The 26724-nt window shown below is 56.3% G+C and carries 25 protein-coding genes; 24 read left to right on the top strand and 1 reads right to left on the bottom strand.

The window, feature by feature from the left end:
- Window positions 1-76 precede the first annotated feature (76 nt).
- From CLOEV_RS13650 to CLOEV_RS13630, 5 genes are read left to right on the top strand one after another with little or no spacing between them, the layout of a single operon-like run.
- On the top strand, window positions 77-574 hold the full coding sequence (locus CLOEV_RS13650; RefSeq protein WP_034444394.1) for a TRAP transporter small permease: 498 nt from the start codon (window positions 77-79) through the stop codon (window positions 572-574).
- Window positions 574-1863 carry a TRAP transporter large permease gene (locus CLOEV_RS13645; RefSeq protein WP_034444392.1) on the top strand — a complete coding sequence of 430 codons (1290 nt, stop codon included), beginning with the start codon at window positions 574-576 and terminating at the stop codon, window positions 1861-1863. The genes CLOEV_RS13650 and CLOEV_RS13645 overlap by 1 nt, the downstream gene beginning before the upstream one ends.
- A gap of 19 nt (window positions 1864-1882) precedes the next feature.
- The gene (locus CLOEV_RS16225; RefSeq protein ID WP_051485113.1) at window positions 1883-2512 is read left to right on the top strand and encodes a hypothetical protein; all 630 of its coding nucleotides are present in this window, start codon (window positions 1883-1885) and stop codon (window positions 2510-2512) included.
- A gap of 37 nt (window positions 2513-2549) precedes the next feature.
- Complete coding sequence (locus CLOEV_RS13635) at window positions 2550-3383, top strand: sugar phosphate isomerase/epimerase family protein (RefSeq protein ID WP_034444390.1); 834 nt, start codon at window positions 2550-2552, stop codon at window positions 3381-3383.
- The gene (locus CLOEV_RS13630) at window positions 3380-4621 is read left to right on the top strand and encodes an MFS transporter (protein WP_156938436.1); all 1242 of its coding nucleotides are present in this window, start codon (window positions 3380-3382) and stop codon (window positions 4619-4621) included. The genes CLOEV_RS13635 and CLOEV_RS13630 overlap by 4 nt, the downstream gene beginning before the upstream one ends.
- Window positions 4622-4681: 60 nt before the next feature.
- Here the strand turns inward: CLOEV_RS13630 and CLOEV_RS13625 are convergent, their stop codons facing one another.
- The gene (locus tag CLOEV_RS13625) at window positions 4682-4972 is read right to left on the bottom strand and encodes a hypothetical protein (protein WP_051485112.1); all 291 of its coding nucleotides are present in this window, start codon (window positions 4970-4972) and stop codon (window positions 4682-4684) included.
- Window positions 4973-5119: 147 nt separating this feature from the next.
- On the opposite strand from CLOEV_RS13625, the gene CLOEV_RS13620 reads away from it, so the two are divergent.
- The 19 genes from CLOEV_RS13620 (at window position 5120) to CLOEV_RS16215 (ending at window position 26649) form a co-directional block, all read left to right on the top strand.
- A complete protein-coding gene (locus CLOEV_RS13620; protein ID WP_034444387.1) occupies window positions 5120-5800 on the top strand; it encodes a GntR family transcriptional regulator in 681 nt (226 codons plus the stop codon).
- A gap of 47 nt (window positions 5801-5847) precedes the next feature.
- Window positions 5848-6801: an AEC family transporter gene (locus CLOEV_RS13615; RefSeq protein ID WP_034444385.1), complete on the top strand. Its 954-nt coding sequence runs from the start codon at window positions 5848-5850 to the stop codon at window positions 6799-6801.
- Window positions 6802-7021: 220 nt separating this feature from the next.
- Window positions 7022-7819, top strand: a complete 798-nt coding sequence (gene aroD, locus CLOEV_RS13610) for a type I 3-dehydroquinate dehydratase (protein ID WP_051485111.1) — start codon at window positions 7022-7024, stop codon at window positions 7817-7819.
- 4 nt (window positions 7820-7823) lie between these two features.
- Window positions 7824-9656, top strand: coding sequence for a thiamine pyrophosphate-binding protein (locus CLOEV_RS13605; RefSeq protein ID WP_034444382.1), 1833 nt, complete (start codon window positions 7824-7826; stop codon window positions 9654-9656).
- 191 nt (window positions 9657-9847) lie between these two features.
- Window positions 9848-11287, top strand: a complete 1440-nt coding sequence (locus CLOEV_RS13600) for an aldehyde dehydrogenase family protein (RefSeq protein ID WP_034444379.1) — start codon at window positions 9848-9850, stop codon at window positions 11285-11287.
- Window positions 11288-11399: 112 nt separating this feature from the next.
- Complete coding sequence (locus tag CLOEV_RS13595) at window positions 11400-12587, top strand: Gfo/Idh/MocA family protein (RefSeq protein WP_034444378.1); 1188 nt, start codon at window positions 11400-11402, stop codon at window positions 12585-12587.
- Between the two features lie 290 nt (window positions 12588-12877).
- Complete coding sequence (locus tag CLOEV_RS16220; RefSeq protein ID WP_008709507.1) at window positions 12878-13375, top strand: type III toxin-antitoxin system ToxN/AbiQ family toxin; 498 nt, start codon at window positions 12878-12880, stop codon at window positions 13373-13375.
- 36 nt (window positions 13376-13411) lie between these two features.
- Window positions 13412-13603: a hypothetical protein gene (locus CLOEV_RS16955; RefSeq protein WP_156938435.1), complete on the top strand. Its 192-nt coding sequence runs from the start codon at window positions 13412-13414 to the stop codon at window positions 13601-13603.
- Window positions 13604-14272: 669 nt separating this feature from the next.
- Entirely contained in the window at window positions 14273-15271 is a 999-nt protein-coding gene (locus CLOEV_RS13585) for a tripartite tricarboxylate transporter substrate binding protein (protein WP_008709509.1), read from the top strand.
- A 94-nt stretch (window positions 15272-15365) separates the two neighbouring features.
- Window positions 15366-15908: a tripartite tricarboxylate transporter TctB family protein gene (locus CLOEV_RS13580; protein ID WP_034444376.1), complete on the top strand. Its 543-nt coding sequence runs from the start codon at window positions 15366-15368 to the stop codon at window positions 15906-15908.
- 13 nt (window positions 15909-15921) lie between these two features.
- Window positions 15922-17415: a tripartite tricarboxylate transporter permease gene (locus CLOEV_RS13575; RefSeq protein ID WP_034444374.1), complete on the top strand. Its 1494-nt coding sequence runs from the start codon at window positions 15922-15924 to the stop codon at window positions 17413-17415.
- A 3-nt stretch (window positions 17416-17418) separates the two neighbouring features.
- Window positions 17419-18324 (top strand): shikimate dehydrogenase, encoded by a 906-nt coding sequence (locus CLOEV_RS13570; protein ID WP_051485110.1) that lies wholly within the window; start codon window positions 17419-17421, stop codon window positions 18322-18324.
- Between the two features lie 56 nt (window positions 18325-18380).
- Window positions 18381-19379 (top strand): tripartite tricarboxylate transporter substrate binding protein, encoded by a 999-nt coding sequence (locus CLOEV_RS13565; RefSeq protein ID WP_034444372.1) that lies wholly within the window; start codon window positions 18381-18383, stop codon window positions 19377-19379.
- A 74-nt stretch (window positions 19380-19453) separates the two neighbouring features.
- The gene (locus CLOEV_RS13560) at window positions 19454-20362 is read left to right on the top strand and encodes a LysR substrate-binding domain-containing protein (protein WP_034444370.1); all 909 of its coding nucleotides are present in this window, start codon (window positions 19454-19456) and stop codon (window positions 20360-20362) included.
- Window positions 20363-20375: 13 nt separating this feature from the next.
- Window positions 20376-21281: a DMT family transporter gene (locus tag CLOEV_RS13555; RefSeq protein WP_034444368.1), complete on the top strand. Its 906-nt coding sequence runs from the start codon at window positions 20376-20378 to the stop codon at window positions 21279-21281.
- A gap of 1184 nt (window positions 21282-22465) precedes the next feature.
- On the top strand, window positions 22466-23392 hold the full coding sequence (locus CLOEV_RS13550) for a shikimate dehydrogenase (protein WP_051485109.1): 927 nt from the start codon (window positions 22466-22468) through the stop codon (window positions 23390-23392).
- 574 nt (window positions 23393-23966) lie between these two features.
- Window positions 23967-24434: a TRAP transporter small permease gene (locus CLOEV_RS13545; RefSeq protein ID WP_034444365.1), complete on the top strand. Its 468-nt coding sequence runs from the start codon at window positions 23967-23969 to the stop codon at window positions 24432-24434.
- Between the two features lies 1 nt (window position 24435).
- On the top strand, window positions 24436-25722 hold the full coding sequence (locus tag CLOEV_RS13540) for a TRAP transporter large permease (protein ID WP_008709521.1): 1287 nt from the start codon (window positions 24436-24438) through the stop codon (window positions 25720-25722).
- A 243-nt stretch (window positions 25723-25965) separates the two neighbouring features.
- Window positions 25966-26649, top strand: coding sequence for a GntR family transcriptional regulator (locus tag CLOEV_RS16215; protein ID WP_051485108.1), 684 nt, complete (start codon window positions 25966-25968; stop codon window positions 26647-26649).
- Window positions 26650-26724 lie beyond the last annotated feature (75 nt).

Raw genomic sequence — 26724 nt, 5'->3', positions numbered from 1 at the left:
ACAATAATTTTACGGTGTTCAACGGCCGCCCGTCCATGGGCGGCCCGGAATCAATAAAGATTATGGGGGTCGGATAATGAAACTGCTGCACTGGCTGGACAAGTATTTTGAGGTATCGCTGATATCCCTTGGCATCGCGGTTCTCGTCGTCGTAATGACGGCGCAGATAACGCTGAGCGTCTTTTTCTCCTCATTCCTTTCATGGTCGGAGGAGTTGTGCCGTCACGTCTTCGTCTGCATAACATTTCTGGGGATCAGCCTTTCAATAAAGGAGAATATCGCGATAAAACTCGACGTGGTGATGGAGTTTATCTCAGAGCGCGCTAAAATGATCCTCTCGCTTGTGTCTTACGGCGTGATGCTCGTATATTTTACGATCCTGATCCGTCCTTCCACGATTCTGGCGGAACGGATGGGGCACACGGCGGCGACGACACTGCCATATTCGCTTGACCTCATATACTGGACGATCGTTTTTTCGATAGTCCTGTCGATGATCAGATTGGCACAGCTCGGATATGTTACTATCAGGATGCTTGCCTGTGGTTCTGAAAATAGAGGAGGTACGAAGTAATGCTTTTGCTTACGGTCGGATTCATCGCGCTGCTTTTAGTGGGCGTGCCTATTGGCATCACACTGATAATCGCCTCTTCGATACCAAGCTTTCTGGACCCGAAATTTATCGTCGACCTTGAGTATATAGTCATGGCGATGGTGTCCGGGCTTGACGTGACGACGCAGCTTGCGATCCCGCTCTTTATGCTTTCGGGGATAATCATGGGCTACGGCCAGATATCGAAGCTGCTCTTCGACGTCTTTTCGTTCTTTATCGGCAAATGCACGGGCGGCCTGCCCTGCGCTGTCGTCGTCACCTGTCTCTTCTACGGCGCGATCTCCGGCTCCGGCCCCGCCACCACCGCGGCGGTAGGGATGATGACGATCCCGCTTCTCGTGAGCCTTGGCTATGAGCTTAGCTTCTGCGCCGCACTCGTCGCCGTCGCCGGCGGCCTCGGCGTGATAATCCCGCCGAGCATCCCATTCATAATGTATTCAAACAGCAGCAGCGTCTCGGTCGGCGACATGTTTGTCGGCGGCGTGATGCCCGGGATACTTATTGGTGCGATGCTAATGGGATACGCCTGGTTCTACTGCAAGAAGCACGGAGAGGATAAGGAAAAGATCAACGCATCAGTCGACAAACTGCGCGCGCAGGGACTTTGGAAGATACTGCGCCACAGCTCCTGGGCGCTGATGACGCCGATCATCGTTCTCGGCGGCATCTACGGAGGGATCGTAACGCCTACGGAGGCGGCTCTCGTGTCGGTGCTGTACTCGCTCTTTATCAGCCTCTTCGTCTATAAGACGGTCACATACAGGGATATCGTTCCAATTCTTGTACAGACGTCGCGGACTCTCGTTCCCTGTGTGCTGATAATCGGCGCGGCGGCGGCCTTCGCGAAGGTTTTGGCCGTTCTTCATGTCCCGCAGCTCGTGGCGGAAACCCTCGGGGGACTCGTGGAAAACAAGATTCTGCTGCTGGTCGTAATAAACGCGATCCTGCTTGTGATAGGAATGCTTATAGACACCGGAGCGTCGATCCTCATCATGACGCCGATCTTCCTGCCCGTGATCATGATGGCGGGAATAAATCCGGTGCACTTCGGCGTGCTGATGGTCGTGAACCTCGCCATAGGCTTCGTGACGCCGCCCGTGGGCATGAATCTCTTTGTGGCCGCGGCGATGACGAAGCTTTCCGCCATGACCGTCGCGAGAAAAGCGGTGCCTCTGCTCGCGGTATTCGCCGTCGCGCTTATAATCATAACCTATGTCCCGCAGGTCACACTCTGCCTGATTGGCAATTAACGAAAGGAAGTGTCTTAAAATGAGCATAACAAAACTCGATTTCGCGCGTCCGTTCTTTGACGTCGAATATGTCGAAAACGAAGCGGAATATTTTATAAAGGAAAAGAGCCTCGTCTTTAACTTCTCGGTGAACGGGGGAGAGAATATCTTTGTAAAGACGATCCCGCTCCTTCCGCTGAAGGGCACGGTAGTGCAGAACGTTGCCGTCATGCGGATAAAGCAGGCGCTCGTCGTCAGGGATTACGACAAAGACGCTGGAAAGCCGGAGTTCTGGGCATCTATGAAAAGCACATGGCCGTCGCTCTTCGACGTCTCGGGCTTCGAGCGCCATCGCGGCATTCCCTATTACAAATCGCCGCAGATAACGGTCGGCGGCAGGAGGATAAATTTCTGTTACGCCGAACCGATGGCGCCGTCGGGGAAGCATCAGACGCACACGCCCGATTTTGACGAGGTACACGCGCAGATACTCGGCTTCGGCAAGATGCAGAAGTTCACCGAAAACAGCGACGAGACCTTCTACCAGGAGGTCATCATGGCCCCGGGCATAGTCCACGACAAGTTTTACGACGAGACCGGCTATTATCCGTGGCACCAATATCACAGCATCACCGACTGCGTATATATGCCGATCGAGATCGACCGCTGATTTTTACAATAAACTAAGACAAAAAGAGTTGAGAATAATGAGATTCAGCATAATAGCAGTGGATATTCCGCTGCCTGCAGACTTCCCGTTCCCTTTGCGCGGCAGCTATGAGGAGTGCGCGCGGCGCGCCGCCGCGTTCGGGTACGAGGCGATCGAGCTGCAGATACAGAACCCGCTCGATTACGACTACGCGGCGGTGCGCAGGAGCCTGGAACGTTACGGGATGCGCGCCTCCGCTGTGACGACCGGCCTCAGTTACCTCTTCGAGGGACACAATATGAGCGCGAAGGATTCCTCGGTACGCGCGAAGACGGTGGAACGGCTCAAACGCCAGCTGGATTTTGCGCGCGAGCTGGACAGCCAGATATTGATAGGTTTTCTGCGCGGCCGCATGGAGGCCGACGACACCGCGGAGCAGTACGAATCGCGCCTCTCCGAAAGCATGTACAAAATAATCGAATACGCCGACGAGATCGACGGGCGCATCTGCTTCGAGCAGATCAACCGGCGCGACGGCGACCTCTATAATTCGACGGCGGAGACGCTGCGCTTCATCGAAAAGTTCCGCTCAAAGCGTCTCTTTTACAACGCCGACACCTATCACATGATCAGCGAGGAGGGGGATGTCGCGGCGGCGCTGCGGCTGGCAAAGGAGCGGATGAGCCTTTTCCACGTCTCGGACTGCGGGCGGCTGCTGCCCGACGACCGGCATTTCAACTTCCGCGCGGCGGCGGCGGCGCTGCGCTCGATCGACTACGACGGCTGGGTGACGATAGAATGCCGTCCCGTGCCCGACGAGGACAGCGTAGCGCGCGATGGGATAGCGTACTTGAGTAATATCTTTTGCCCGGCGCGGTGCGCGGTGAGATGAAGTATTTCTTCCTTGCCGTGCTGCTGGCGGCCTATTTCATGAGCAACCTGATGCGCGTCTCGGGCGTGGTCGTCCTGCCGCCGCTCGCCGTGTCGATGGGACTCTCCGCGGCCGCCGTCGCCTTTCTTTCGAGCCTCTTTTTCTACACCTACGGCGCGAGTTACGGAGTTTGGGGCGTACTGGTGGACAATAGGGGGCCCTTCGTCTGCTGCGGAGCGTCGCTGCTGCTGGCCGCCGCCGGCTGTTTTACGATGGGAGCCTCCGCCTCGGCCCTCGCCATCGGCGCGGGGCGCGCTCTCTGCGGCCTGGGGATGGCGAGCGCCTTCACGGCGCTTCTGATGTACTGCGCCTACGCCTTTTCCCGGGAAAATTATCCGGCGCTGGTGGGAATGTGCCTTGTGGTCGGGCATTCGGGGACGGTGGCGGCGGTCGCCCCGCTGGGCTGGTGCCTCGACCTTGCCGGGCCGCGCGGCGTATTCTTCGCCCTTGCCTTCGCGGCGCTTCTGCTGGGCGCCATCCTGCTGGCCTTCAAAGAGCGCGATCCGCGCCTTGCCTTCTCCGCAGGAACGCGGCGGCTCGCCGTCAAGGAGGTGGTCTCGGAGCTTGTCGCGACGGCCAAAACATCGTGGCGGCTCTTTCCGCTGCGCGTCGTCATGCTCACCTGGGCTTCGACAGCCGCGGCCATCGCCGCGCTGCAGGGGCTGTGGGCGGTCAGCTGGATACAGAGCGCGGCCGGCGCGGAGCTTTCCTCGGCGCGCCTCTGCGCCACGCTGATAAGCGTCGGGCTCGTCGTCGGTCCGGCGGCGGGCGGTTTCTTCTTCAAACGCTGTCCGCCCCGCCATGAAAAAAGGGCCTTTCTCTGGTGCTGTGTGCTGAATCAGCTAAGCTGGCTTTTGTGGATGGCCGCGCCGCGTTTCGGAGACGCCGCCGCCGTTTTCGGAGCGGCGGGCTTCGCGATAGGTTTTTTCAACGGCGCGGGCTACGTCTTTACGGGAAACGCGGTGCGCGCCCTCGCGCCGCTTGATAAAAACGCTGGGATCATCGGAGTGATAAACATGCTCATCTACCTCGGCGTGATAGTTTTCCAGTGGGGCACGGGCGCGGTGCTCGATCTCTTTTCCGCCGGAGCGGCCGGATATTATAAAGAAGAAGGTTTTCTTCTCGGTTTTGGCGTTATTTTGCTCATTCAGGGCTGGAGTTTTTACCAGATAACGAAGGTCCGGGCCTTTTATAAATAAAACAGAATGCAAAAAGAGCCACGGCGTTCTGCCGAGGCTCTTTTTTGGGGGAAATTATCGTCAGTCCTTCGCGTTTTCCGCGATCACGCGCATGACGGCCTCCGCGTCGAAGGGCTCCTCGCCGCCGTCGAAGGTGTGGCCGTTTTCACAGACGATGGCTGGGATGCCGAGCCTTTTGCTTTTTTTCGTCTTGTCGAAGTTTGAATCTTCGTCGCGTATGACGACGAACTCCCAGATGCTTTTCAGTTCTTTCTCAAAATTTCTGTAGTTCGCCTCGATCCCGCGCTCTTTGCAGAGTTCGAGGATCTTTACCGTCTTGGGACACTGGTCGCTGCCGTAAATCGTGATCATTTTTCTGGCCTCCGGAATTTGACAGATGTAAGTATAGTGTGTAGAATATGGGTATATTATACATATTAAGGTATTTTTTGTCTAGTTGGAAAATGTTTAACTATCATTTGGAATGTCAAAAATATTCAAAGATGGGAGCCGCCGATCATGGACGCCGCAAAGCATCAGGATGAACATAAAAAAGACCAGAGCCTTTCCTCAATGGTTTATGAGACGCTCAAGCAGAGGATAATCAACGGCGAACTTCTGCCCGGAAGCGTTATGATGGAGAGGACGCTCGCCGAGGATTTTAAGATCAGCCGCACGCCGGTGCGCGAGGCGCTGAAACTCCTGCTGCAGGAAGGCTGGATCGTCTGGGAGGAGCGCCGCAAGGCGGTGGTCTCCGAGATAAAGGAGTCCGACGTCATCGAGCTTTTTAAATTGAGGGACATGATAGAGCATTTCGCGATCAAGAGCATAATAGAATCGGGCGAGCCGCAGGTGCTTGCCGGTTCGCTCGTCCCGATAACGAACGAAATGGAAAAGCTCAAGGATTCGCCCACCGAGTTTATGAAGAAGGATATGGAATTTCACAGCGCGATCGTGGACAAGCTCGGGATCACGAAGCTGGCGCCGCTCTGGTCCAAGATCTACGACGACATGATGCGCCTCGACGTCCAGTCGATCTATCCGAAAAGGGACGCCGACCTGATCGTCGCCGAGCACCGCCGCCTCATAAACGCCTTCTGGAACGGCGACGTCGGCGAGGCGCTCGAATGTATCAGCGAACACTGCGCGCAGATACTGAAGGTTTATCAGTTGAAGCACACCGCAAAAAAAGAAAACTGACGCGAAGAGCAAAAACGAAACCATGCAGAAACTGTCCGTAACAATCTATGGCCTTTAGCCAACTGCTGAGAGGCTTCATCCTTATATCGCCGCTGGCGATATTGCTGACTGCCGGAAATATCCTCTCCGTCAGGGGATTCATAACAAAATCCGACATCGCGGCTATATCCAAGTTCCTCTTCTGGATAATTTCCCCAGCGCTGCTCTTCCGCAACGCCTTCCATATAGAGGGTGGCCTTAGGGGGCATCTTCCGTTCGTAGGGGCCATTGTCGCCGCCGCGCTCGCTACCGCGCTCCTCGCCTATATTACTGAACGTTTTATATTTAAAGAACGTGACGCGCGTAAGATGGCGCTGACAGCGGCGGCCTCTGTGAGACCCAATACCATCTACGTGGGGCTTCCTATTGTGGAGTCGGTATTCGGCCCGCCCTTCGTCGTGCTGCTCTCACTCTATGCCGCAGTCGCGATACCGCTTTACAATCTGCTGTCGCCGCTTTCCAGCGAAATCATTCTCGCGGGCAGGGACAGCCTGAAAGTTTTTCTGAAAAACACATGTCTGAGGATCATAAAAAACCCCATGGTAGTAGCGCCGCTATGCGGGATGCTGCTGGTATTCGCTGGGCTGGAGAGCCTCCCCGACAGCCTTGACAAGGCGCTTCACATGGTGAGCAGCGCCGCCACCGGGATGTCGCTTCTCGTCCTCGGCGCTTCAATCGATGTGAAAAACGCACGCGGCGCGCTCCTTTCCTGCTGGCGAGAAATCGCCGCGCGTCTTTTCGTTCATCCCGCGATGCTCTATTTCTGCCTTACCGCAGCGGGAGTTGAGCTGTCGCTGAAAAACGTCTCCGTGCTTGTGACGGCGACGCCGACCGCGGCGACACTCTTCGTCCTGGCGCGCGGTATCGGCCTTGACGGCGATCACGCCGCCGAGCTGACTGTGATAACGATGCTCCTATCCGCAGTCACCATCCCGGTGTGGATTGCCTTTCTCGGCGTGTAATTTTTTGTCGCATAACATCTGATCTTTCTTTTCTGAAAAATAAATTCAGCGTCATCATTTACAAATGTGCCATTATTATTAATTCCACAGAACAGAAAGAAAATCTGTCAAATGGTATCTTGACAATTTTGGAATATCGGGTTAATGTATATGCGTTTCCTTAGAATAGTCGCGGTTTCCGCATAACGAAAAGAATATGATAAAACAGGAGGGCTTTTTTATGAAGCAGGTAAAACGATTGCAGCCGAGGCACCCGATCCAGGCGCGGAACGGTCTTCTTGGCGGCGATAAGCCGATGGTCTGTATCCCGCTGGTGGGAAAGGATCACGAAAGGATGATCGCCGAGGCGAAGAATGTTCCCTCGATCGCCCCGGATATTATCGAGCTCAGGATCGACGCGTGGGACTTTGTCGAGGATGTCACGGCTTCGGCAGAGATGATAAAAGAGGTGCGCGCCGTCGTCGGCGAGACTCCGGTCATCCTTACCTGCCGCGGCGACTGGGAGGGCGGCTTCAAGAAGGTGAGCGACGAGGCCAAGTTCGGTATCTATGAGGCCGCGGTGAAGGAGGGGCTCGTTGATTTTATCGATGTGGAGCTGATATACGGCGAAGAGAAGATAAAAAAGGTCCTCGAAACGCTTGAAGGCACGCAGACCTCGCTGATCGTCTCTTTCCATGATTTTAAAAAGACCCCGGCCCGCGACGAGCTGGTCTCGATACTCAAGCAGCAGATCGCGGCGGGCGCGCAGGTGGCTAAGCTCGCGGCGATGCCGCAGAAGGAGGAGGACGTCCTCAACGTTCTCTCCGCGACGCTCGAGGTGCGCCGCCAGTTCCCCTGCATTCCCATCATCACTATGTCTATGGGCCCGACCGGCGCGGTGACGCGCCTCGTAGGCGGCCTCTTCGGATCGGATCTCACCTTTGCGGTGGGGTCGCAGTCATCGGCCCCGGGACAGATCCCCGTCGCGGAGCTTCGTCAGTGTTTCAGCGTAATCCATCCCACACATACGGAGGCGTAATAAAATGGCAAAAGATCTGGTAGCATTTCAGCTGGTCAAGTTTCTTGAGGCACGCGGCGTCGAAAATATCTTCGGTCTCTGCGGCCACACAGTGATAGGTTTCCTTGACGCGCTCAAGGAGAGCAAAATTCGTTATATCTCAGTCCGCCACGAGCAGATCGCGGCGCATGCCGCCGACGGCTACGCGCGCGGCAAAGACTGCAAGGTCCCTGGCGTCGTCATGACGCACCTTGGCCCCGGACTGACGAACGCCACCACCGGCGTCGCCGAGGCCGGCCTCAACTCGATCCCGATGGTCGTCATCGCGGGCGACGTGCCCTCATGCTATTTCGGCCGTCACCCCCATCAGGAGGTCAACATGCACGCCGACGCGAGCCAGTATGAGATTTACCGTCCATTCGTGAAGCGCGCCTGGCGCGTCGACCGTCCGGAACTGCTCCCCGAGGTGATGGACAAGGCATTCCGTCTTGCCGTGACCGGACGCCCCGGCCCCGTGCTCGTCTCGATCCCGATGGATATCTTCTCGATGGAGATCGACACGCGCTTCTTTGAGCAGCGTATGCACAACTTCCCCGAACTTCCGAAGCCCGGGCTAAGCGAAGCCGCGGCGGAAGAGGTCGCGACGATGCTCGCCGAAGCCAAGGCCCCGATCCTCTATCCCGGCGGCGGTGTGATCTCATCCGGCGGCGCGAAGGCTCTGACGGAGCTTGCGGAGCATCTTGAGATCCCTGTCCTTTACACGCTGATGGGCAAGGGCTCCATCCCTGACGACAGCCCGCTCGCGGTAGGCATGACCGGTTTCTGGGGCACTGAATTCAACAACACCACGGCGATGAAGGCCGACGTGATGATGGCGGTGGGCACGCGCCTCTCCGAGGCCGACTGCAGCTCATGGTATCAGGGAGAGACCTTCGACGTGCCGCCGACAAAGCTTATCCATATAGACATCAATCAGGAGGAGATCGGGCGCAACTTCCCGACCGCCGTCGGCGCGATCTGCGACGCGAAGGAGGCCCTTGAGGCGATCCTCGCGGCGGCGAAGAAGAAGTATCCGAACGGCGTCAAACGCCCCGAGATCGTCAAGGCGATCGCCGAATCGAAGGCGGCCTACAAGGCTACGCTCGTCGAGGCGCAGAACTCCGCCCAGTACCCGATGCGTCCGGAACGCATCCTCAAGGACCTCCGCGAGGCGCTGCCCAAGGACGGGTATGTGGTGGCGGACGTAGGCTGGAACAAGAACGGCGTCGGGCAGCAGTTTGAGATCTACGAGCCCGGCACCTTCGTCGCCCCCGGCGGCCTCTGCACGATGGGCTACGGCCCCTCGGCGGCGATCGGCGTCAAGGTTGCGAACCCCGATAAGAAGGTCGTCGCGCTCATCGGCGACGGCGGCATGGGCACGAACGTATCTCCCTTCGCGACGGGCGCGATGGACGAGGTCGCGGTCGTCTGGGTCGTCATGAACAACTGCGCCTTCGGCACGATCGCGGGACTTGAGCGTCAGCACTATGACCACCAGTTCGGCACCCTCTTTAAGAAGAAAAACGGCGAGCAGTACAGCCCGGATTTCGCGGCGATCGGCGAAGCCTACGGCATCAAGGGCTACAAGGTGACGAAGGCCGAAGAGTTCAAGCCGATGCTTGAAGAGGCGCTTGCCTCCAACAAGCCATGCGTAATCGATGTGCGCATGGAGAACGCTCCCGTCGTCACCTGGGGCTGCTGGAACATCAACGACATCTACCGCAAGCGCGGCGAAGAAAAGCCCTGGAGACAGTGGCAGTGGGAAGATACCACGCCCTGGTACATGGCCGAGCTGCGTGAGCAGAAGACGAAAAAGTAGGTCGAGTATATTTCCGCCCCTGTCAAACGGGGCGGATTTTTCTGAATTTCGTATAATGGAAATAAATTCTGATATACGGTACTTGACAAGTAGATAAAAGAGGTTTATCTTATACTTGTTTCCGATAAACAGTTATGTATTCCGTATAACGGAAAAATAATAAAAAATCTTTTAAGGAGATGTGTTTTATTATGGCGAAGCATGAAGTAACCCCTGAACAGCTGGCAAAACTTGACGAAATATTCGCGAAGGCGAGAGCGGCGGAAAAAGTGATCGAAAATTATACGCAGGAGCAGGTGGATCGCATGGTCCGCTGTGTCGCCTGGGCGGCGGGCAACCCCAAGACCTTCCAGGAGATCTGCTGGATGGGCGTGGACGAAGCGGGCGCGGGCGACAGAAACGGCCGTTTCGGCAAGCGCCACAAGATCCTCGGCGTGCTCCGCGACGCGCTGCGTCAGAAGAGCGTCGGCGCGATCGAGACGATCCCCGAGAAGGGCATCACTCGCTACGCGAAGCCGGCCGGCATCATCACCTCGCTGATCCCGATGACCAACCCCGAGCTGACCCCGATCGTCACCGCCATCTACGCGCTCAAGGCGCGCGACGTCGTCGTATTCTCCCCCCATCCCCGTACCGTGAAGACCACCAACAAGGTCGTGCAGATCATGCGCGACGCGCTCGTCTCCATCGGCGAGAATCCCGACTTCCTCCAGTGTGTGGATGAGGTCAACATGGACCTCGTCGCCGAGACGATGAGACGCTGCGACCTGATCATGGCCACCGGCGGTCCCGCGATGACCAAGGCGGCCCACAGCTCAGGCAAACCCGCCTACTGCTCCGGCGCGGGCAACGCGACGATGATCTACGACGAAACGGCGATCCCCGCCGAGGCGGCGCGCAATACCCGCATCAGCAAGACCTCCGATTTCGGCTCCGGCTGCTCGGCTGACGGCAACATCATCATCAGCGACGCCATCTACGACGAAACAGTCAAGGCTCTCATCGCCGAGGGCGGCTACCTCGCGACCGACGAAGAGCGCGCCCTGCTCAAGAAGGCGATGTGGGACGAAGAGGGACACCGCATCGTCGCCACCGTCGCCGTATCGCCGCAGGAGCTCTGCCGCAAGGCCGGCTTCGAGATCCCGGCGGACCGCAAGTTCGTCATGGTTCACAGCGAGGGCATCGGCAAAGAATTCAAGTTCTCCGGTGAGAAGCTCACCACCCTGCTCACCATCTATAAGTACGAGGGCGAGTTTGAGAACGCGCTCAAGATGATGGATGAGATATACAAGGTCGGCGGCCGCGGACACTCCTGCGGCATCTACAGCTTCGACGAGGACCACATCCAGCGCCTCGCGCTGCGCGCCCCCGTCACCCGCGTGATGGTGCGCCAGCCGCAGTCGAAGGCCAACGCCGGTTCCGCCGAAAACGGTATGCCGATGACTTCGAGCATGGGCTGCGGCACCTGGGGCGGCAACCAGGTCTCCGAGAACATCGCGCTCAAACACTACATGAACAGCACCTGGGTGGCGCGCCCGATCATGAAGGACCAGCCCGCAGAGGACGTCCTCTTCGGAGAGTTCTTCGATCCCTCGGTTACAAAAGAACAGGGCGAAGTCATCAAGTTCTAAGGGATATCCTGTGCCGGATATAATATTATCAGCGATAATAATGACGGTTTTCTTTTATGAAGACCGCCATTATTTTATATAGGAGTCTTTATTCAACGGAGGTAAATAAGAAATGTCAGAGAATAAGAAGGTCCGCGTGGGGCTCTGCGGAGCCGGTTTCGCGGGGAAGTTCCACGCCTACGGCATCAACCGCGCCTATGGCGTCGACGCGCAGGTGAGCGTCCTCTGCGAACCTAACCGCGAGCTTGCCGAAGCTGTCGCGGCCAAATACGGCATCCCGCGTATCTGCGCGGATTTTAAAGAGCTTCTCAGAGACGATACTATCAATGTTGTAGACCTCTGCACGCCGACGAACATGCACCATACGATGATCGAAGAGGCGCTCGCGGCGGGCAAGCATGTGATATGTGAAAAACCGCTGACGGGATACTTTGGTGAACCCGGCGATCCGCAGTTGGTCGGCGAGGTGGGCCGGAGGCAGATGTACGACGTCGTGACGGCGCGCCTCGAACGGCTGCGTGAGGCGGTAAAAAAGAGCGGCCTGCTCTTCATGTACGCGGAGAACTGGATATACGCCCCCGCGGTGGCTAAGACAGCCGAGATACTGCGCGCCTCAAAGGATAAGATCATGCTCATGAAGGCAGACGAGAGCCACAGCGGCGCGCATACGCGGCTCGCCGACGAATGGAAAAATTCCGGCGGCGGCGCGCTGATCCGTCAGGGCTGTCATCCGCTTTCGGCGGTGCTCTTCCTCAAACGCACAGAGACGGCGGCGCGCGGCGAGGCATATTCCGTCCACGACGTTTACGGCGACGTCGGCACGGCGCTGAAAAACCTCTCCGGCGCGGAGCGCGGCGCGATCGTAGCGCAGCCCAGGGACGTGGAAGACACCGGCATGATGCAGCTGACCTTCGGCGACGGCACGAAGGCGACGGTCTTCGCCTCCGACGCGATACCGGGCGGCATCCGCAACACCGTCGAAGTCAACACCACGGGCGGCAACATGTACTGCAACATCTGCCAGAACAATTCGCTCGTCTCCTACGCCGCGAACGACGAGACGCTGAAGGATATCTACGTCACCGGCAACGTCGAGACGAAACGCGGCTATCAGTACGTCATGCTCGAAGAGGAGTGGTTCCGCGGACAGATCCAGGAGTTCCAGGACTTCATGGAATGCGTCGCCCTCGGCCGCGAGCCGCTTTCCAATATCGACATCGCCTGCGAGACGGCGCAGCTGATGTACGCCGCCTACCTCTCGGCGGAAGAGGGACGGAAACTTCCGTTCCGCGGGCTCTAGCGGTGCGCGGGATGCGGACGGTAATTCTCGGAGCGGGCTCGTTAGGCAGCGCCATCGGCGGCGCGCTCTTGGCGGCCTTACCATGCGTTCCCGGGCGGACATTGACAAAAGGCCGCGTTATGGTAGTATAAAAATATAAAAAGTTGGTGGACCCTACCGCAAGTGGGAGCTGAAAAAGTTGGTGGACCCTACCGCAAGTGGGAGCTGAAAAAGTTGGTGGACCCTACCGCAAGTGGGAGCTGAAAAAGCAGAGAGGGGTTTATCCCCTCTCTTTTTATAGGGTGATATGGATGAGCCTGAAGTTCTATAACGCCGGAGTGCGCTACTGCGCTTATCTGCGGCAGTTTGATACAAGAGTCCCATGGATAGGAAGCGGCAAAGAGGGGAGGCCATTCATCGGGATCCTATTTGAAGTGCGCTTTTTTAAATATTTCGCGCCTCTAAGCTCGCCTAAACCGAAGCACCTGCTCATCGCCAGCGCTCCGGATTTTTTAAAAATCAACGAGGGCGTATGGGGAGCAATAAATTTAAATAACATGATCCCCATTGATTTTCCCTCTCTGCTGCCTGTCGATATGAAAATATCAGTCTCGGACGACAGGGCCGCGCGAAACTATAAAGAGTTGCTGAACAACCAGCTTGACTGGTGCAACGCCCATGAATCCATGATCGTCCGCCGCGCGGTGCGCCTGCACACGATAATCACAAAAGACCTTGCCTCGCAAAACCTCAAAGCACGCTGCTGCGACTTTGCCCTGCTTGAAGAAAAAAGCCTGGAGTTTCGCTGACGTCCCGGAGAGCCGAATTACGATCTGTCGGAGGATATGCAACTGCTTCGCCAGGCTAAACAGGCGATGAGGGATACGGGCGTAAAAATACACGACATCGAGCTGGCCCGCATTCTTGACGATGTCGACGTCAGCGAATACGAACCGAATATCGCCGTCGCAGCCGGAGAACTGGACTGCCGGCACCTCCTTTCAAGCGTCTGGACGGCCGGCAAGGCGCGTTGCTAGAAGCGAAACAAAAACTACGGAGGTTTTATACCAAGTGGGTGATCCCGCCTCCGTACCATTTTTAATGCGGAGTGCGTCCGTCATGACGCAGCGGTGTCCGCCAAAATAGACGGTTATGTGTGGTTTCCACCGTATAAAAAATATATGTATTGATAGATTTTATCAAACGATATTTCGGATTTTTTCTCTAAAATAGCCTTTTATGCAGCGTTTGTGACCGATCATGATTAATAAAATCTAATGATAAATAAACCGGCAGGATGAGAAAAAGTGAGTATATCAATTACCAAATCATTCGATCAATACTATTGATGTTTAATATTTATTAATGTCAGGTATAAAGTCGACTTTCTGAATTATATCAATGCAAAGTTAGGATAAAATGATACTAAAATTGTATTTCTTAAAATAATATTTAGTATATTAAGTTGAAAATTATGCATATTTTCCTAGTATTCGAGAATAACGTTCAAAGAACGGAAACTTGACAAAAGAAATCTTTCAAAGTATTGTATGGATAATTTCTAATAACGGATGATTTTTCCATGAAATGGAAACTATTATTGAAGGCATCTGCCTTACAGCGACGCCACCGGAGTTTTTATATTTCTCCCACTGTTGCGCTGTGGCTGTTTTTTCAAAAACATATTCAAGGAGGGTACATTTGTAATGAAGAATTTCAAAGCGTTGGGTCTTTCTCTTTTCATCGTAATGTGTATGGCGACGTCGGTGCTTGCGGCCTACCCTGAGAAAAACATTCAGGGCATCATCATGTGGGGTGCAGGCGGCGGCTGTGACGGCGTGTCTCGCGCCATAACCCCGCTTGCGGAGAAGCATCTCGGCAAGACGATCATCCTGCAGAATAAGACGGGAGCTACCGGTGCGGTCGCCACGACGATGGTCGCTAACATGCCCGCGGACGGCTACACGCTGCTTTACGCGGCGGAAAATCCCGCCACCTACAGGGTGCTCGGACTTTCCCCGCTCAGCTTCAACGATTTTGAACCCATCATCATCCCCGTAGAGGGCGCGGTCGTCATCTGCGTCAATCCCGAGACGCCCTACAAGACGATGAAGGACCTTGTCGAGGCGGCGAAGAAGAACAGCAAGATCAAGATGGGCACCTCCGGCACGGGCGGGCTTCCCTATGTCGCGGGCGCGATGATGAAGAACCTGCACAATATCCAGTTCAACATGATCCAGTTTGACGGCGACGGCCCCGGAGCGACGGCGGTGATGGGCGGACACGCCGATGTGATGCCGCTTGCGCTCTCGACCTCGGTCGAGTACATCAAAGCCGGCCGCCTGCGCGGTCTCGCGGTGCTGCGCACAGAGCGCGTCCCGCAGCTTCCCGACGTTCCGGCGATCACGGAGATCTACCCCGAATACAAGCAGTATCTTCCCTGGGGACCTTTCTACGGAGTGTTCGTGAAGAAGGGTACGCCGAAGGATGTCGTGGCGAAGCTCACGGACGCCTTTACAAAGGCCTATAACGAGGCGCGCTTCACCGAGTTCGTGACGAACTCCGGCGGCTTCAAGATGGGACTTACCGGGCAGAAGGCGGCGAATTTCACGAAGAAGTTTGAATCGACGGCGAGCTGGCTCATCTTTAACGCCGGCGGAGCGAAAAAATCTCCCAAGGAATTCAACATCACGCAGCCTAAATAAGATCCGACCTTATAGGGCCGCCTTACGGCGCGGTTTCGCTGCAGGGCGGCTTTTTTAGGAATAGAGTATCAAAAGACGGAGGTTTAATGATCAAATGAGCAATCCCGAAGAGAATCAGGCAGTTAAGGATCTCGAGGCAGTTGCGGAGATAGATAATGAAGAGGCGCGCGATCTCTCAAGCTACGTGCCGGAGAGGCACAGAAAGCCAGGAGAGACGGCCTTTGCGATAATCGCGACAGTATTCGGAGTTTTGGGGTATTACTTCGCGCTTGGCATGACCAGCGAAAACCTCTCCTCGCCCTCGGTATTTCCGAAGCTGGCCTCGACCATAATCATAATCTGCGGAGCGATATGTATCTATAAATCATGCAAAAAAGAGGCGCCGGCGGCCGACTCTCCCAGCGTATTCAGATACCTTCTCCCCAGAGACGTCATCGTCATCCTCGCACTTCTGCTGGCCTACTGCATAGCGCTCCCGCGCCTGCACTTCATCCCCTCCTCCTATGTCTTTATGGTGGCCGGCATGATCTACCTGCACCGCGGCAAATATATCTGGCAGTCGTTCGTCATCTCGGCGGCCGCGATGGCGGTGCTCGTCGCGATCTTCCGTTACGTCTTCCTTGTGATCCTTCCGTAGGGGGTATACCGATATGTTACAGAATCTTCAATACTTTTTGATTCCCTTCATGGACTGGCAGGTGATGGCCCTGGTCTGGGCCGGAGTCTTCGCCGGCATCTGGGTGGGAGCGATCCCTGGCCTCTCCGGCACGATGGCGGTCTCCCTGCTCATCTCCTTCACCTTCTCGTGGGAGCTCAACAACGCGCTCGCGCTCATGTGCGGAGTATTTGTGGGAGCGGTCTACGGCGGAGCGATAACGGCGATCCTGCTCAACATCCCTGGAGCGCCTGCGGCGATCGCCACGGGAATGGAGGGCTACCCGCTTGCGCAGCGCGGCGAAGCCGGCAAAGCGATCGGCCTCTGCACGACAGTCTCGCTCTTTGCGGGAATGGTTGGAGTGGCAGTGCTGGCCTGCGCCGCGCCGATAATCGCCAACTTCGCGCTCAAATTCTCGCCGCGTGACTTCTTCCTGCTCGCGCTGATGGGCATCCTCCTTATCGGCAGCATCGGCGGAGGAGATCCCATCAAAGGCATCATGGCGGGAACCATAGGCATCCTCATCAGCATGGTGGGCATGGACCCGTCGACGGGCGAACTGCGTTACACCTTCGGGAACCTCAACCTCATGGCTGGCATCAGCTTCGTCACGGCGATGATCGGACTCTTCGGCATCTCCGAGGCGCTGACCCAGTTCAGAGGAGGCGGTGAAAACCCGCCGAAACAGAACCTCAGCAAAATCGTGCCCGACCTCTCCACCTTCCTTAAATTCCTACCGCTCGGCCTGCGCTCCGCGCTGCTCGGAGTATTCATCGGCGCGCTTCCTGGAACCGGAGGGGACGTGGCGGCGCTGCTTGCCTACGACCAGGCCAAACGCACCACGCGCAATCCCGAGACGCCCTTCGGGCAGGGAGCTTACGAAGGCATAGTCGCCCCTGAGACGGCCAACAAGGGAGCCATAGGCGGGGCCTTCATCCCGATGCTGACCCTGGGCATCCCTGGAGACGCGATCACGGCGATCATCATTGGCGGGCTCTTCATCCACGGCCTCAAGCCGGGACCGATGCTGATGATAGAGACGCCGCACCTCTTCTGGATGATAGTGAGCCTTCTAGTCGTGGCGAACGTGGCGCTCTTCGTCCTGGGCCTGCTCAGCGTCAAGCCCTTTGCGAAAATAATAGAGATCCCCAAAAGCATAATCATGCCGATAGTGATAATCCTCTCCGTGATAGGTACCTACGCGATCCAGAACAGCGTGGTGGACATCTTCTACATGATAGGATTCGGCGTGCTGGGCTACTTCATGCGCCTGTACGGGTACGCGACGGGCCCGATGGTGCTGGGAATAATCCTTGGTCCGATGCTCGACGCGAACTACAGGAGGGCGATGCAGGGGGCGGAGAACGAACTTGTGCCGTTCCTCGAGGGATTCGTCACGAGCCCGATAAGCCTGACGCTCTGCGTCTTCATCTTCCTGATGATCTTCACGCAGACGAAAACATACAAGAAATGGCGCGGGATCGCATGAGCCATGAGCCCCTATAGAAACAGGGAGCTGCCGATTTCCGTAAATACGAAACTCGCCGCGCTCATTGGGTGGCCTCTCGGCCATTCGGCCTCCGCGGAGATGCACAACGACGCCTATGCCGCGATGGGGCTTGACGCTCTCTATCTTCCGCTGCCCGTGGAGCCGCGGAACGTCGAAGAGGCGGTGGGGGCGATGGAGACGATGGGCTTCATGGGCTGCAACGTCACCATTCCCCACAAGGTCGTCGTGAAGGAGCTCATGGACGAGCTGCACCCCTCGGCGGCGGAGTCGGGGGCGGTGAACACCGTGCTCTTCAAAGAGGGGCGCAAGGTTGGTTACAATACCGACGGCACCGGCTTCGTCCACGCTTTGAAGGAGAAGGGCGGTTTTGACCCGGCCGGCAAAAGGTGCCTGATGATCGGCGCGGGCGGCGCGGCGCGCGGCGTCGCCTCCGCTCTCGCGATAGCTGGGGCCGCGAAATTCTTTATCGCCAACAGGGCGGAGGAATATGAGATGGCGGAGCGTCTCGCGGATGATATGAACGCGCTGCGCCACGGTACGACCGCTCCGCTGGTCCTTGACGAAAAAAATGTCGGAGAGGCTCTCGCGGAGGCTGACTTCGTCGTCCACGCGACGCGCCTCGGAATGCGCCCGAACGAGGAGACGGTGGCCTTTGACACCTCGCTGCTGTCACCCCGGCACTTTGTCTGCGACGTCGTCTACAGCCCGCGTGAAACGCGCCTTCTGCGCGAAGCCGCCGCGCTTGGCTGCCGGACGCTTGACGGCATGTGGATGCTCGTCTACCAGGGGGCGGAGGCCGTCCGCATCTGGACTGGGCTCGAACCTCCGGTCGACGTGATGGCCGCGGGCTGCGAACGTTTTCTCGAAGGTTTGCAAAAGCATAATTGAAATAATAGTTGTATAATATACCACCTGTAAAGCTATAGAAAGGAAGTAATACCAGAATGAAAAAGTTATTATTGACGGTGCTGTTCGCGGCACTCATGGCGCAGGCGGCCTTCGCGGCCTATCCTGAGAAGAACATCCAGGGGATCATTATGTGGGGCGCGGGAGGAGCGATGGACAACGTCGCGCGCGCGATAACGCCGATAGCGGGCAAAGAGCTCGGAAAGACGGTCATCATGCAGAATAAGACCGGGGCGACGGGCGCGATAGCCACGACCTTTGTCAACAACCTTCCCGCCGACGGCTACACGCTGCTCTTCGGCGCGGAGAACCCGAACCTTTACAAGGTCACGGGGCTCGCGAAGATAGACTATGCCGATTTTGACCCCGTGCTGCTGATGATGGCCAACGTCGGCGTGGTCGTCGTCCCGAAGGATTCTCCCTACAAAACCTTTAAAGAGCTTATCGACGCCGCGAAGTCCGGCAAGACGGTCAAAATGGGCTCCACCGGCCCCGGAGGCCTGCCCTTCGTCGCGACGACGATGATCGAGAAGGTGCACGGCGTGAAATTCCCGCAGATACAGTTCGACGGCGAAGGTCCCGCGGTGACGGCGATCATGGGCAAGCATATAGACGCCGTCGCGGTCGGACTCCTTTCCTGCGCGAACTTCATCAACGCCGGCAACGTACGCGCCCTCGCGGTGATCTCGCCGGAGCGCGTGCAGGCGGTGAAGCAGGTCCCCGCGATCACGGAGTTCTACGCCAAGGAATATAAGCCCTACCTTCCCTGGGGAGCTTTCTTCGGGGTATTTGTAAAGAAAGGTACGCCGAAAGCGGCCTATGACACGCTTCAGAAGGCATACCTCAAGGCTTACAAGGATCCGAAGTTCGACGAATTCGCGAAGACGATGGGCGGCGTGAAGCTGGGCCTCACGGGCGACGCGGCGCGCAAATACATCAACCAGAACCAGTCCGTCAGCTCTTGGCTGCTCTATGACGCCGGCGGCGCGAAGGAATCGCCCGAGAAATTCGGCATCCCGCGTCCCGCTCATAAATAGGCTATAATAACGGAGGCGGCTTCTCATCTCATGAGGCCGCCTCCGTACTGTCTCAAGGGGGGAGCGTGTCCGTCATGACGCTGCAGCAGCTGACATATTTCTGTGCCGTCGCCCGTCTGCTGAGCTTCCGAAGGGCCTCGGAAGAGCTGCTGATCTCGCAGTCTACTATCAGCATCTCGATCTCCAACTTGGAGACCGAGCTCGGCGTGCCTCTTTTTAAGCGCGAAAAGCGCAGCATCGCCCTTACAAAATACGGCCGCCTCTACTATGAGCAGATAACGCCGATGCTCGAATCGCTCACCGCGATCAACATAAAGATGAAGCGGCTGGCGAGCGAGACGGAGGGCGACATCAACGTCGCCTACAATCCACCGTGGAGCTACGGCTTCGTACCGCGGCTCGCGCGCGATTTTTTGTGCCGGAAAGAGAACGAGAAGATAGTCTTCAACTTCAAACAGCTGAACTCTCCGAAGATAATAGACGGCCTCAAAGATGGGCTCTTCGACATCGGTTTCTGCACCACCGAGAAGGAGCTGCCCGATTTGGCGCTGTTTCCCCTTTTCAAACAGGAGATGGCCGTCATCGTCCCCGCGGACCACGCTCTCGCGGAGAGGGAGAGCATATGCCTTCAGGAGATAGCCCCCTATCCCTACATACTTTATGACGAGGAATCGGGGCTAAGGAGGCTCGTGGAGAAGATACTGAAGGGCGCCGGAGTGTCTCCGAAGGTGGCCTACGAGGCGCCCGATGAAGAGGCGATATTTTCCCTCGTCTCCGCCGGATTCGGGGTGGCCTTCGTCGCGGTCACCGACGCCCTGAAAAAACTTAGCGTCAGGACCCTGAGGATCGACGGAGTCCACGCGAACTGCACGCTCTACATGGCCCATAATGTGAACAGGTATCTGCCTCCGGCGGCGATCCGCTTCATGAATCACATAAAACTGTGCTCAAAACAGGGGCTCATCGCGGAATTCAAAAGATAAGAAGGGTGAAGAAATGAAAAACAACTATACGCGCGGCGTGCTGATGGCTCTCGGCACCGCCGTGCTCTGGGGCGGCATGAGCCCGCTTGCGAAGTTTATCGGGAATCAGGGGGTAAGCATGGTCTCCGTGATGTGTTACCGCGCGGTGCTCGTCGTGCTGCTGATGTCCGCGTGGCTCCGGCACAGCCTCGGCGCGGGCTGGTACAGGATAGATCGCCGCCTTATGCGTATATATATACTGCTTGGTTTCCTGACCGTCGTCATGAACGCCTGCGGCTTCATGGTCTCCTGCTTTTATCTTACCGTCCCCCAGGCCCTTATGATCCATTATACCTTTCCGCTTGTGACGATGGCCGGCTCCTACTTCATAACCCGCGAACAACCCTCCCTAACGCAGATCGCCGCGGGCTTCATGATAATCGGCGGCCTCTATGTCGGCTTCATGGGCACGGAGGGAGGAATGCTCTCCGTCTCACCGGCAGGCCTGCTGTGGGCCGCCGCCTCGCTGATCGGCCTCTCGGGACAGACGCTCGTCTCACGGAGAATACTGAAGGGCGGCGCGACCAATCCGCTGATCCAGCTCTTTTACATACATTTGTTCGGCGGCGCGATGCTCATCGCCGGGAAATCGGCGCTGATGGGATGGTCCGATCTCAAGGCGGTCGACGGGGCGGTGTTCGCCCTGATGCAGTATTCCGCGCTGGGCGCCGGCCTTTTGGGGTTCGGCTTCATGTTCAACGCGCTGAAATTCATCTCTGCCTCGCTGGTCAGCCTCATCTGCACGCTCGAACTGGTCTTTGCGCTCATCATAACTCCGCTCGTCCTCGGTCTATATCCGACCGGCTGCGAACTGGCGGGCTGCGCGATTATAATGGCCGCGGTCGCCTGCGCTACGATGCGGAAAAATAGAGCAGGGTAACGGCGCGCCGTGAAAGACCGGCGGCGGGCGTCTAAAGATTTTTGTGAGACATTCGTAAACGCGGTAATATCCGCACGATAGATAAAACATCATAGCGGCCGGACCGAGAGCCCCGCGTCATTCCCGACGCGGGGCTCTCGGCGTCTGAATTTCCTATAAATATACTTTTCGTGCCGTCCCGCGCGGCATCTTTTGCGTGATCCAACGGTGAGGGTAAACCACGCCGATGTTTTCCTTACGGGAATAAGTGATAAATGAAATTTCTTTTTAAGAAATAAAAGATTTTTGTGAAAAATCGCCCTAAATGTTATTGTTATTTATTAGTAAATAATTATAAAAATAGGTTGTGAGGTATCTCTTGCCTCGGAAGGAGTTGATTTTATGCCTGCGAAAATAAGGCTGAAAAGTATGCCTCTGTTCCTTATCATGTTATCCCTGATCTGTTTTTTGATCACTCTATGCCTGTTTTTCTGGGATTGAGAAAGAAACCGCTTGTACGAGTTATTAAAATTCAACGAGAGAGAATAATAAATCATGAGAAGAGTAATACTGATCCTAATTGCGGCGGTAATAACAATGATGATCTTCGCGCTCATTCTATTTTTCATAATGTTTGTTGCAAAGGTGTAAGCGAAGTAGTCAAATACAACTGCTGTGACAGCAAGCTGACGGTTGACAGGCTGGATAACTTTTTCAAGTACGCCCTCAGCCGCAGCCGGATGCTGTCCAACGGCACGTTGCTTGACCTATTCGCAGGTGCCTCGATAATATGCAACTTTGGCGCGGATAGGCGAGTGGCGATGAGCGGCGGTACATATGAATCGACGCTTCTGGACCGCCGCGCGCCGGCTTGACATAAACAGAAAGGCGCGGTATCATTCACCTCACGAAAATCAGGGACGGTCACGTCCGCGAAAGAGAGGGCTCACGTTATGGGAAAAGCGTTGTTGAATAAAAACTTTTACTTTTACTGGTTTTTTACTTTTCCCCGCTCGTTTGATGCCTCGGGGTGTTTGGCGTTTTTCGCGAAGTGATTCTGACCGGATAAAGATCAAGAAAATACTTCAAGACCGCCGCCCGCAGGGGCGGCGGTCTTTTTGTTTGCCGGAGGATCGCTTGCGCTGCCGTGAATATCCGTTTTTCAACATTTGGCTTAACTTACGCAGGATAGGGGAGATCGTATAATGACATATCAGAAGAGAGAAATACCAGTTTCAGTTGATACGAGGATAGCGGCGCTCATCGGCTGGCCGCTCGGTCATTCGGCTTCGCCGCGGATGCATAACGGCGCGTACGCCGCCATGGGGCTTGACGCCATATACCTTCCGGTTTCGGTAGAACCCGGAGACATGGCGGCGGTGGTCGGGGCGATGGCGGCGATGGGCTATATGGGCTGCAATGTGACGATACCGTATAAGGTAAAGGTCATGGAGCTGCTGGACGAACTGGACCCTTCGGCGGCCGGGGCCGGCGCGGTGAACACGGTGCTCTTCAAGGGGGACCGCAGGATCGGTTACAACACCGACGGGACCGGCTTTGTACGCGCGCTGAGGGAAAGGGCGGGATTTGAGCCGCAGGGGAAGAGGTGCCTCATCGTCGGGGCCGGCGGCGCGGCGCGCGGCGTGGCCTCGGCGTTGGCGGCTGCCGGCTGTGAAAAGTTTTATATCGCCAATAGGACGGCGGAAAAGGCCGGACGGCTTGCCGCGGATTTGAATTCGCGCCGCTGCGGGCTTGCGGAAGCGGCGGCGCTTGACGGCCGGAACATCAGACTGGCGCTTGACAGCGTTGATTTCGTCGTGAACACGACCTCTTTGGGGATGTGGCCCGACATCGACGCGGCAGCCCTTGATGCCGCTCTGCTTCAGCCGCGCCACTTGGTCTGCGACGTCGTCTATAACCCGCGCGAAACGCGTCTGCTGCGCGAAGCCTCCGCGCGCGGCTGCCGGACGCTGGACGGGCTGTGGATGTTGGTTTATCAGGGAGCCGAGGCCGTGCGTATCTGGACCGGAGAGGAGCCGCCGGTCGATACGATGGCCGAGAGCTGCGAAAAATTCCTCGCGGGGCTGCAAAAGAGGCCGGGTGACGGCGCAGAGCCGGACAGGGCGGCTTAAACGGCCATGCCGGAGAACGGCGGCCATATTTCCATAAGCATCATGCAGTCACATTGGCCGCTCCCTTTCCGCGGCGGCCGATGATATTTTATGTCAGTGTAAATATCGCAATCAGGTCAGCGCCGGCGTATTCCCTGCGGTCGTTGATAATAGAGAACAAATAGCGGAATTTTTAGGGCGGAAAAGAATCTTAATTATGATGATTTAAGATATTTGTATCTAAGTACAGCCGCCCTTTCCCGCCCTATCGCGGCCGAAAAGCCGCCCTTGTCCCGCTATTCTTTGACGATTTTTTCGTCATTGTAAAAATCACATCGGTAAAAACTCTTAAAAACTCACCTGACCAAGCACCGTTAGGCCCTCACGGAGGCTTTTTTTGCGGCGACTTAAATATTCAAGGATTCTATGTATTTTTCTTATAAAAATATATTCTTTATAGATAAATATATTGACTTTGCTTAAAATATACAGTATCCTGAAATCGTTTCCGATAATCAGTTAATGTTTCCACTAAACAGAAATTTGAAATAACAAAACCTCCGCTGTGCGGAGAAATCAAAAGGAGGAAGTATCAATGCTGCGCTGGCTTGACGATCATCTTGAGGAATTTCTTATGGCTGTGCTTCTGCTTCTTATCACGGTCATCATATCCTATTCGGTAGTCATGAGATATGTGTTCAATGACTCTCCAACGTGGGCGGAGGAGATCACCAGATTTTTCTTCATCTGGTCGGCGTTCCTCAGCATCGGGCTCTGCATCAGGCGCCAAAGCTCCATACGCATAGACATCCTGCTCACGTCCATTACGGAAAAGCAGCGCAATATGCTGCTGGCCGGCGTCAACCTTTTCGTCATCATCGTCATGGCCTATTGGCTCTATGGCGCGGTCAACGTCACCAGGACGCTGATGAACAACGGGCAGACGAGCCCCGCCCTGCTTGTGCCGATGTGGGTGATCTACGGCTCTTCGGTGGTCGGCTTCTCGCTGGCGATCTTCCGCAGCGCCCAGCAGTTTTTGATCAATATTAAAGGAGGAAAATAAAATGCTTGGTTATGTATTCGCCGTATTCGCCGTCTGTCTTGCGCTCACTGTACCGGTCGGGATCACCATGGGCATATCGGCGATGGTCCCGCACTTCCTCAACCCGGCCTTTCCCGCCAAGATCGAATTCATCGTGCGGCAGATGGTCGGCGGCGTCGACTCCACTCCTTTTATCGCCGTGCCGCTCTTCGTGCTCTCCGGCATCATCATGGCGCGCGGCGGGGTTTCCGACAAGCTTTTCAATATGTTCTCCTACTTCGCGGGCGACAAGACCGGCGGCCTTCCCTGCGCGGTCGTGACGACCTGCCTGTTTTACGGCGCGATCTCCGGTTCCGGCCCCGCCACGGTAGCCGCGATCGGCGCGATGTCGATCCCGCTGCTGGTCGGCCTCGGCTATGACAAGACCTTTGTCACCGCGCTCGTCGCCACCTCCGGCGGCCTCGGGGTCATCATCCCGCCCTCGATCCCCTTCATCCTCTACGGCCTCTCCTCCGGCGTCTCCGTGGGAGCGATGTTCATCGCGGGCATCCTTCCCGGGCTGCTGATAGGCTTCTGCCTGATGGTCTATGCCTGGTATTACTGCAAAACGCACGGCGAGGATAAGGAAAAGCTCGCGGCCTACTGCCAAAACCTGCGCAAGGACGGCCTGTGGAACATCTTTAAGAACAGCTTTTGGGCTCTGATGACGCCGGTGATCATTCTCGGAGGCATCTACGGCGGCGTTACCACTCCCACGGAGGCCGCCTGCGCTTCGGTCGTCTACGCGCTGATCATCTGCTGCTTCGTCTATAAGACGATGAACCTGCGCGACGTTATCGATACCTTCAAAGAGGCGGTCGTGACCTACGCGCCGATCACCTTCATCCTCGCGGGAGCGATGGCTTTCGGCCGCGTGCTCACCATCATGCAGGCTCCGCAGGAGATCGCGATGATGATAACCAGCTTCGTCAGCAGCAAGGTCGGCGTGCTCATCGTCATCAACATATTCCTGCTCGGTGTGGGCATGGTGATAGACACCTCGCCGGCGATCCTCATTCTCACCCCGATACTGCTGCCGCTTGTGAAAAGCGTCGGTGTCGATCCGGTGCACTTCGGCATCATCATGGTCGTCAACCTCGCGATCGGTTTTGTGACGCCGCCGATGGGCGTCAACCTTTTCGTGGCCAGTTCGCTGACCGGCATCTCGGTGGTCAAGATAGCCAGAAAGGCCGTGCCCTTCATCGTCGCCTTCCTCTTCGCGCTGGTCCTGATCACCTTTATACCCGAGATAAGCCTCGCCCTGCTTTAAGGAGCCGCCGCGCTCAGAGCCTTTTCTGCCGGAGTTTCAACGGGAGCCTTTTGAGCGCGTTTGCCTGGGATCGTCAATAATCAGCCGGGCAAACGCGCGTTCTGAAACTGTATAAGTATTTGGAAATATGATAAGATATTCTAGCAGACGGTATTCCAGGCGGCTGTAAATATGGCGGCCTGGTTTTGATATATAACGGTTGGCCGTGGTCAAGAAATTTAGATGGCGAGGGTGTTTTTGAGAATGGCAAACGTACTTCCTGGCGAAAAGACCGCCAAAAAAGAACAGAATCTTTCAAGCGCGGTTTATGAGGCGATCAAAGACAAGATCATCAACGGCGAGTTCCTGCCTGGAAGCATCCTCATGGAGCGCTCGATCGCCGAGGAGTTCGGGGTGAGCCGCACGCCCGTGCGTGAGGCGCTCAAACGGCTCTCTCAGGAGGGCTGGGTCGACTGGGAGGAGCGCCGCCGTGCCGTCGTCTCCGAAATCACCATCTCCAAGATCATGGAACTTTTCACGCTGCGCGAGATGATAGAGCCGTTCGCGATAAAAAAGATAATCAGCGAAGGCAAGCCGCAGCTGCTGGCCGGACAGCTTTCCGCCGTCTATCAGGAGATGGCGGAGGCGAAGGGCTCGCCGATAGACTTTATGAAGCATGACATGGAGTTCCACACCACCATCGTCCATTTCATGGGCCTATCCATTCTTAACACCTTATGGCAGAAGATAAGCGAGGATATGACGCGTCTCGTGATGCACGCCGTCTATCCGAGGCGCGACACCGACGTCATCCTCGCGGAACATAAGGCGCTTATCGACGCGTTGTGGAACGCGGACCACGTGCGGGCGCTCGAGTGCATAGACGGACACTTCTCGATCATCGTCGATCTTTTCAAACAAAAGGGCGGCACCGTCATCCAGCGCTGAGGCGCTTTGGAATTATTCACGCCGGTACGAAAAAAGCCTTTTCCTTAATATCCCGACAAGAAAACTCCCGGCTAA

The sequence above is a fragment of the Cloacibacillus evryensis DSM 19522 genome (assembly GCF_000585335.1).
GTDB lineage: Bacteria > Synergistota > Synergistia > Synergistales > Synergistaceae > Cloacibacillus > Cloacibacillus evryensis.
Note: the sequence above shows the minus strand (reverse complement) of the source record. Positions and strands in the feature narration are given on the sequence as shown.

What these genes read in the sequence shown, in the direction of transcription:
- CLOEV_RS13650 (WP_034444394.1), top strand. Translation starts at nt 77, where the DNA reads ATGAAACTGCTGCACTGGCTGGACAAGTATTTTGAGGTATCGCTGATA.
- CLOEV_RS13645 (WP_034444392.1), top strand. Translation starts at nt 574, where the DNA reads ATGCTTTTGCTTACGGTCGGATTCATCGCGCTGCTTTTAGTGGGCGTG.
- CLOEV_RS16225 (WP_051485113.1), top strand. Translation starts at nt 1,883, where the DNA reads ATGAGCATAACAAAACTCGATTTCGCGCGTCCGTTCTTTGACGTCGAA.
- CLOEV_RS13635 (WP_034444390.1), top strand. Translation starts at nt 2,550, where the DNA reads ATGAGATTCAGCATAATAGCAGTGGATATTCCGCTGCCTGCAGACTTC.
- CLOEV_RS13630 (WP_156938436.1), top strand. Translation starts at nt 3,380, where the DNA reads ATGAAGTATTTCTTCCTTGCCGTGCTGCTGGCGGCCTATTTCATGAGC.
- CLOEV_RS13625 (WP_051485112.1), bottom strand. Translation starts at nt 4,972, where the DNA reads ATGATCACGATTTACGGCAGCGACCAGTGTCCCAAGACGGTAAAGATC.
- CLOEV_RS13620 (WP_034444387.1), top strand. Translation starts at nt 5,120, where the DNA reads ATGGACGCCGCAAAGCATCAGGATGAACATAAAAAAGACCAGAGCCTT.
- CLOEV_RS13615 (WP_034444385.1), top strand. Translation starts at nt 5,848, where the DNA reads ATGGCCTTTAGCCAACTGCTGAGAGGCTTCATCCTTATATCGCCGCTG.
- aroD (WP_051485111.1), top strand. Translation starts at nt 7,022, where the DNA reads ATGAAGCAGGTAAAACGATTGCAGCCGAGGCACCCGATCCAGGCGCGG.
- CLOEV_RS13605 (WP_034444382.1), top strand. Translation starts at nt 7,824, where the DNA reads ATGGCAAAAGATCTGGTAGCATTTCAGCTGGTCAAGTTTCTTGAGGCA.
- CLOEV_RS13600 (WP_034444379.1), top strand. Translation starts at nt 9,848, where the DNA reads ATGGCGAAGCATGAAGTAACCCCTGAACAGCTGGCAAAACTTGACGAA.
- CLOEV_RS13595 (WP_034444378.1), top strand. Translation starts at nt 11,400, where the DNA reads ATGTCAGAGAATAAGAAGGTCCGCGTGGGGCTCTGCGGAGCCGGTTTC.
- CLOEV_RS16220 (WP_008709507.1), top strand. Translation starts at nt 12,878, where the DNA reads ATGAGCCTGAAGTTCTATAACGCCGGAGTGCGCTACTGCGCTTATCTG.
- CLOEV_RS16955 (WP_156938435.1), top strand. Translation starts at nt 13,412, where the DNA reads ATGCAACTGCTTCGCCAGGCTAAACAGGCGATGAGGGATACGGGCGTA.
- CLOEV_RS13585 (WP_008709509.1), top strand. Translation starts at nt 14,273, where the DNA reads ATGAAGAATTTCAAAGCGTTGGGTCTTTCTCTTTTCATCGTAATGTGT.
- CLOEV_RS13580 (WP_034444376.1), top strand. Translation starts at nt 15,366, where the DNA reads ATGAGCAATCCCGAAGAGAATCAGGCAGTTAAGGATCTCGAGGCAGTT.
- CLOEV_RS13575 (WP_034444374.1), top strand. Translation starts at nt 15,922, where the DNA reads ATGTTACAGAATCTTCAATACTTTTTGATTCCCTTCATGGACTGGCAG.
- CLOEV_RS13570 (WP_051485110.1), top strand. Translation starts at nt 17,419, where the DNA reads ATGAGCCCCTATAGAAACAGGGAGCTGCCGATTTCCGTAAATACGAAA.
- CLOEV_RS13565 (WP_034444372.1), top strand. Translation starts at nt 18,381, where the DNA reads ATGAAAAAGTTATTATTGACGGTGCTGTTCGCGGCACTCATGGCGCAG.
- CLOEV_RS13560 (WP_034444370.1), top strand. Translation starts at nt 19,454, where the DNA reads ATGACGCTGCAGCAGCTGACATATTTCTGTGCCGTCGCCCGTCTGCTG.
- CLOEV_RS13555 (WP_034444368.1), top strand. Translation starts at nt 20,376, where the DNA reads ATGAAAAACAACTATACGCGCGGCGTGCTGATGGCTCTCGGCACCGCC.
- CLOEV_RS13550 (WP_051485109.1), top strand. Translation starts at nt 22,466, where the DNA reads ATGACATATCAGAAGAGAGAAATACCAGTTTCAGTTGATACGAGGATA.
- CLOEV_RS13545 (WP_034444365.1), top strand. Translation starts at nt 23,967, where the DNA reads ATGCTGCGCTGGCTTGACGATCATCTTGAGGAATTTCTTATGGCTGTG.
- CLOEV_RS13540 (WP_008709521.1), top strand. Translation starts at nt 24,436, where the DNA reads ATGCTTGGTTATGTATTCGCCGTATTCGCCGTCTGTCTTGCGCTCACT.
- CLOEV_RS16215 (WP_051485108.1), top strand. Translation starts at nt 25,966, where the DNA reads ATGGCAAACGTACTTCCTGGCGAAAAGACCGCCAAAAAAGAACAGAAT.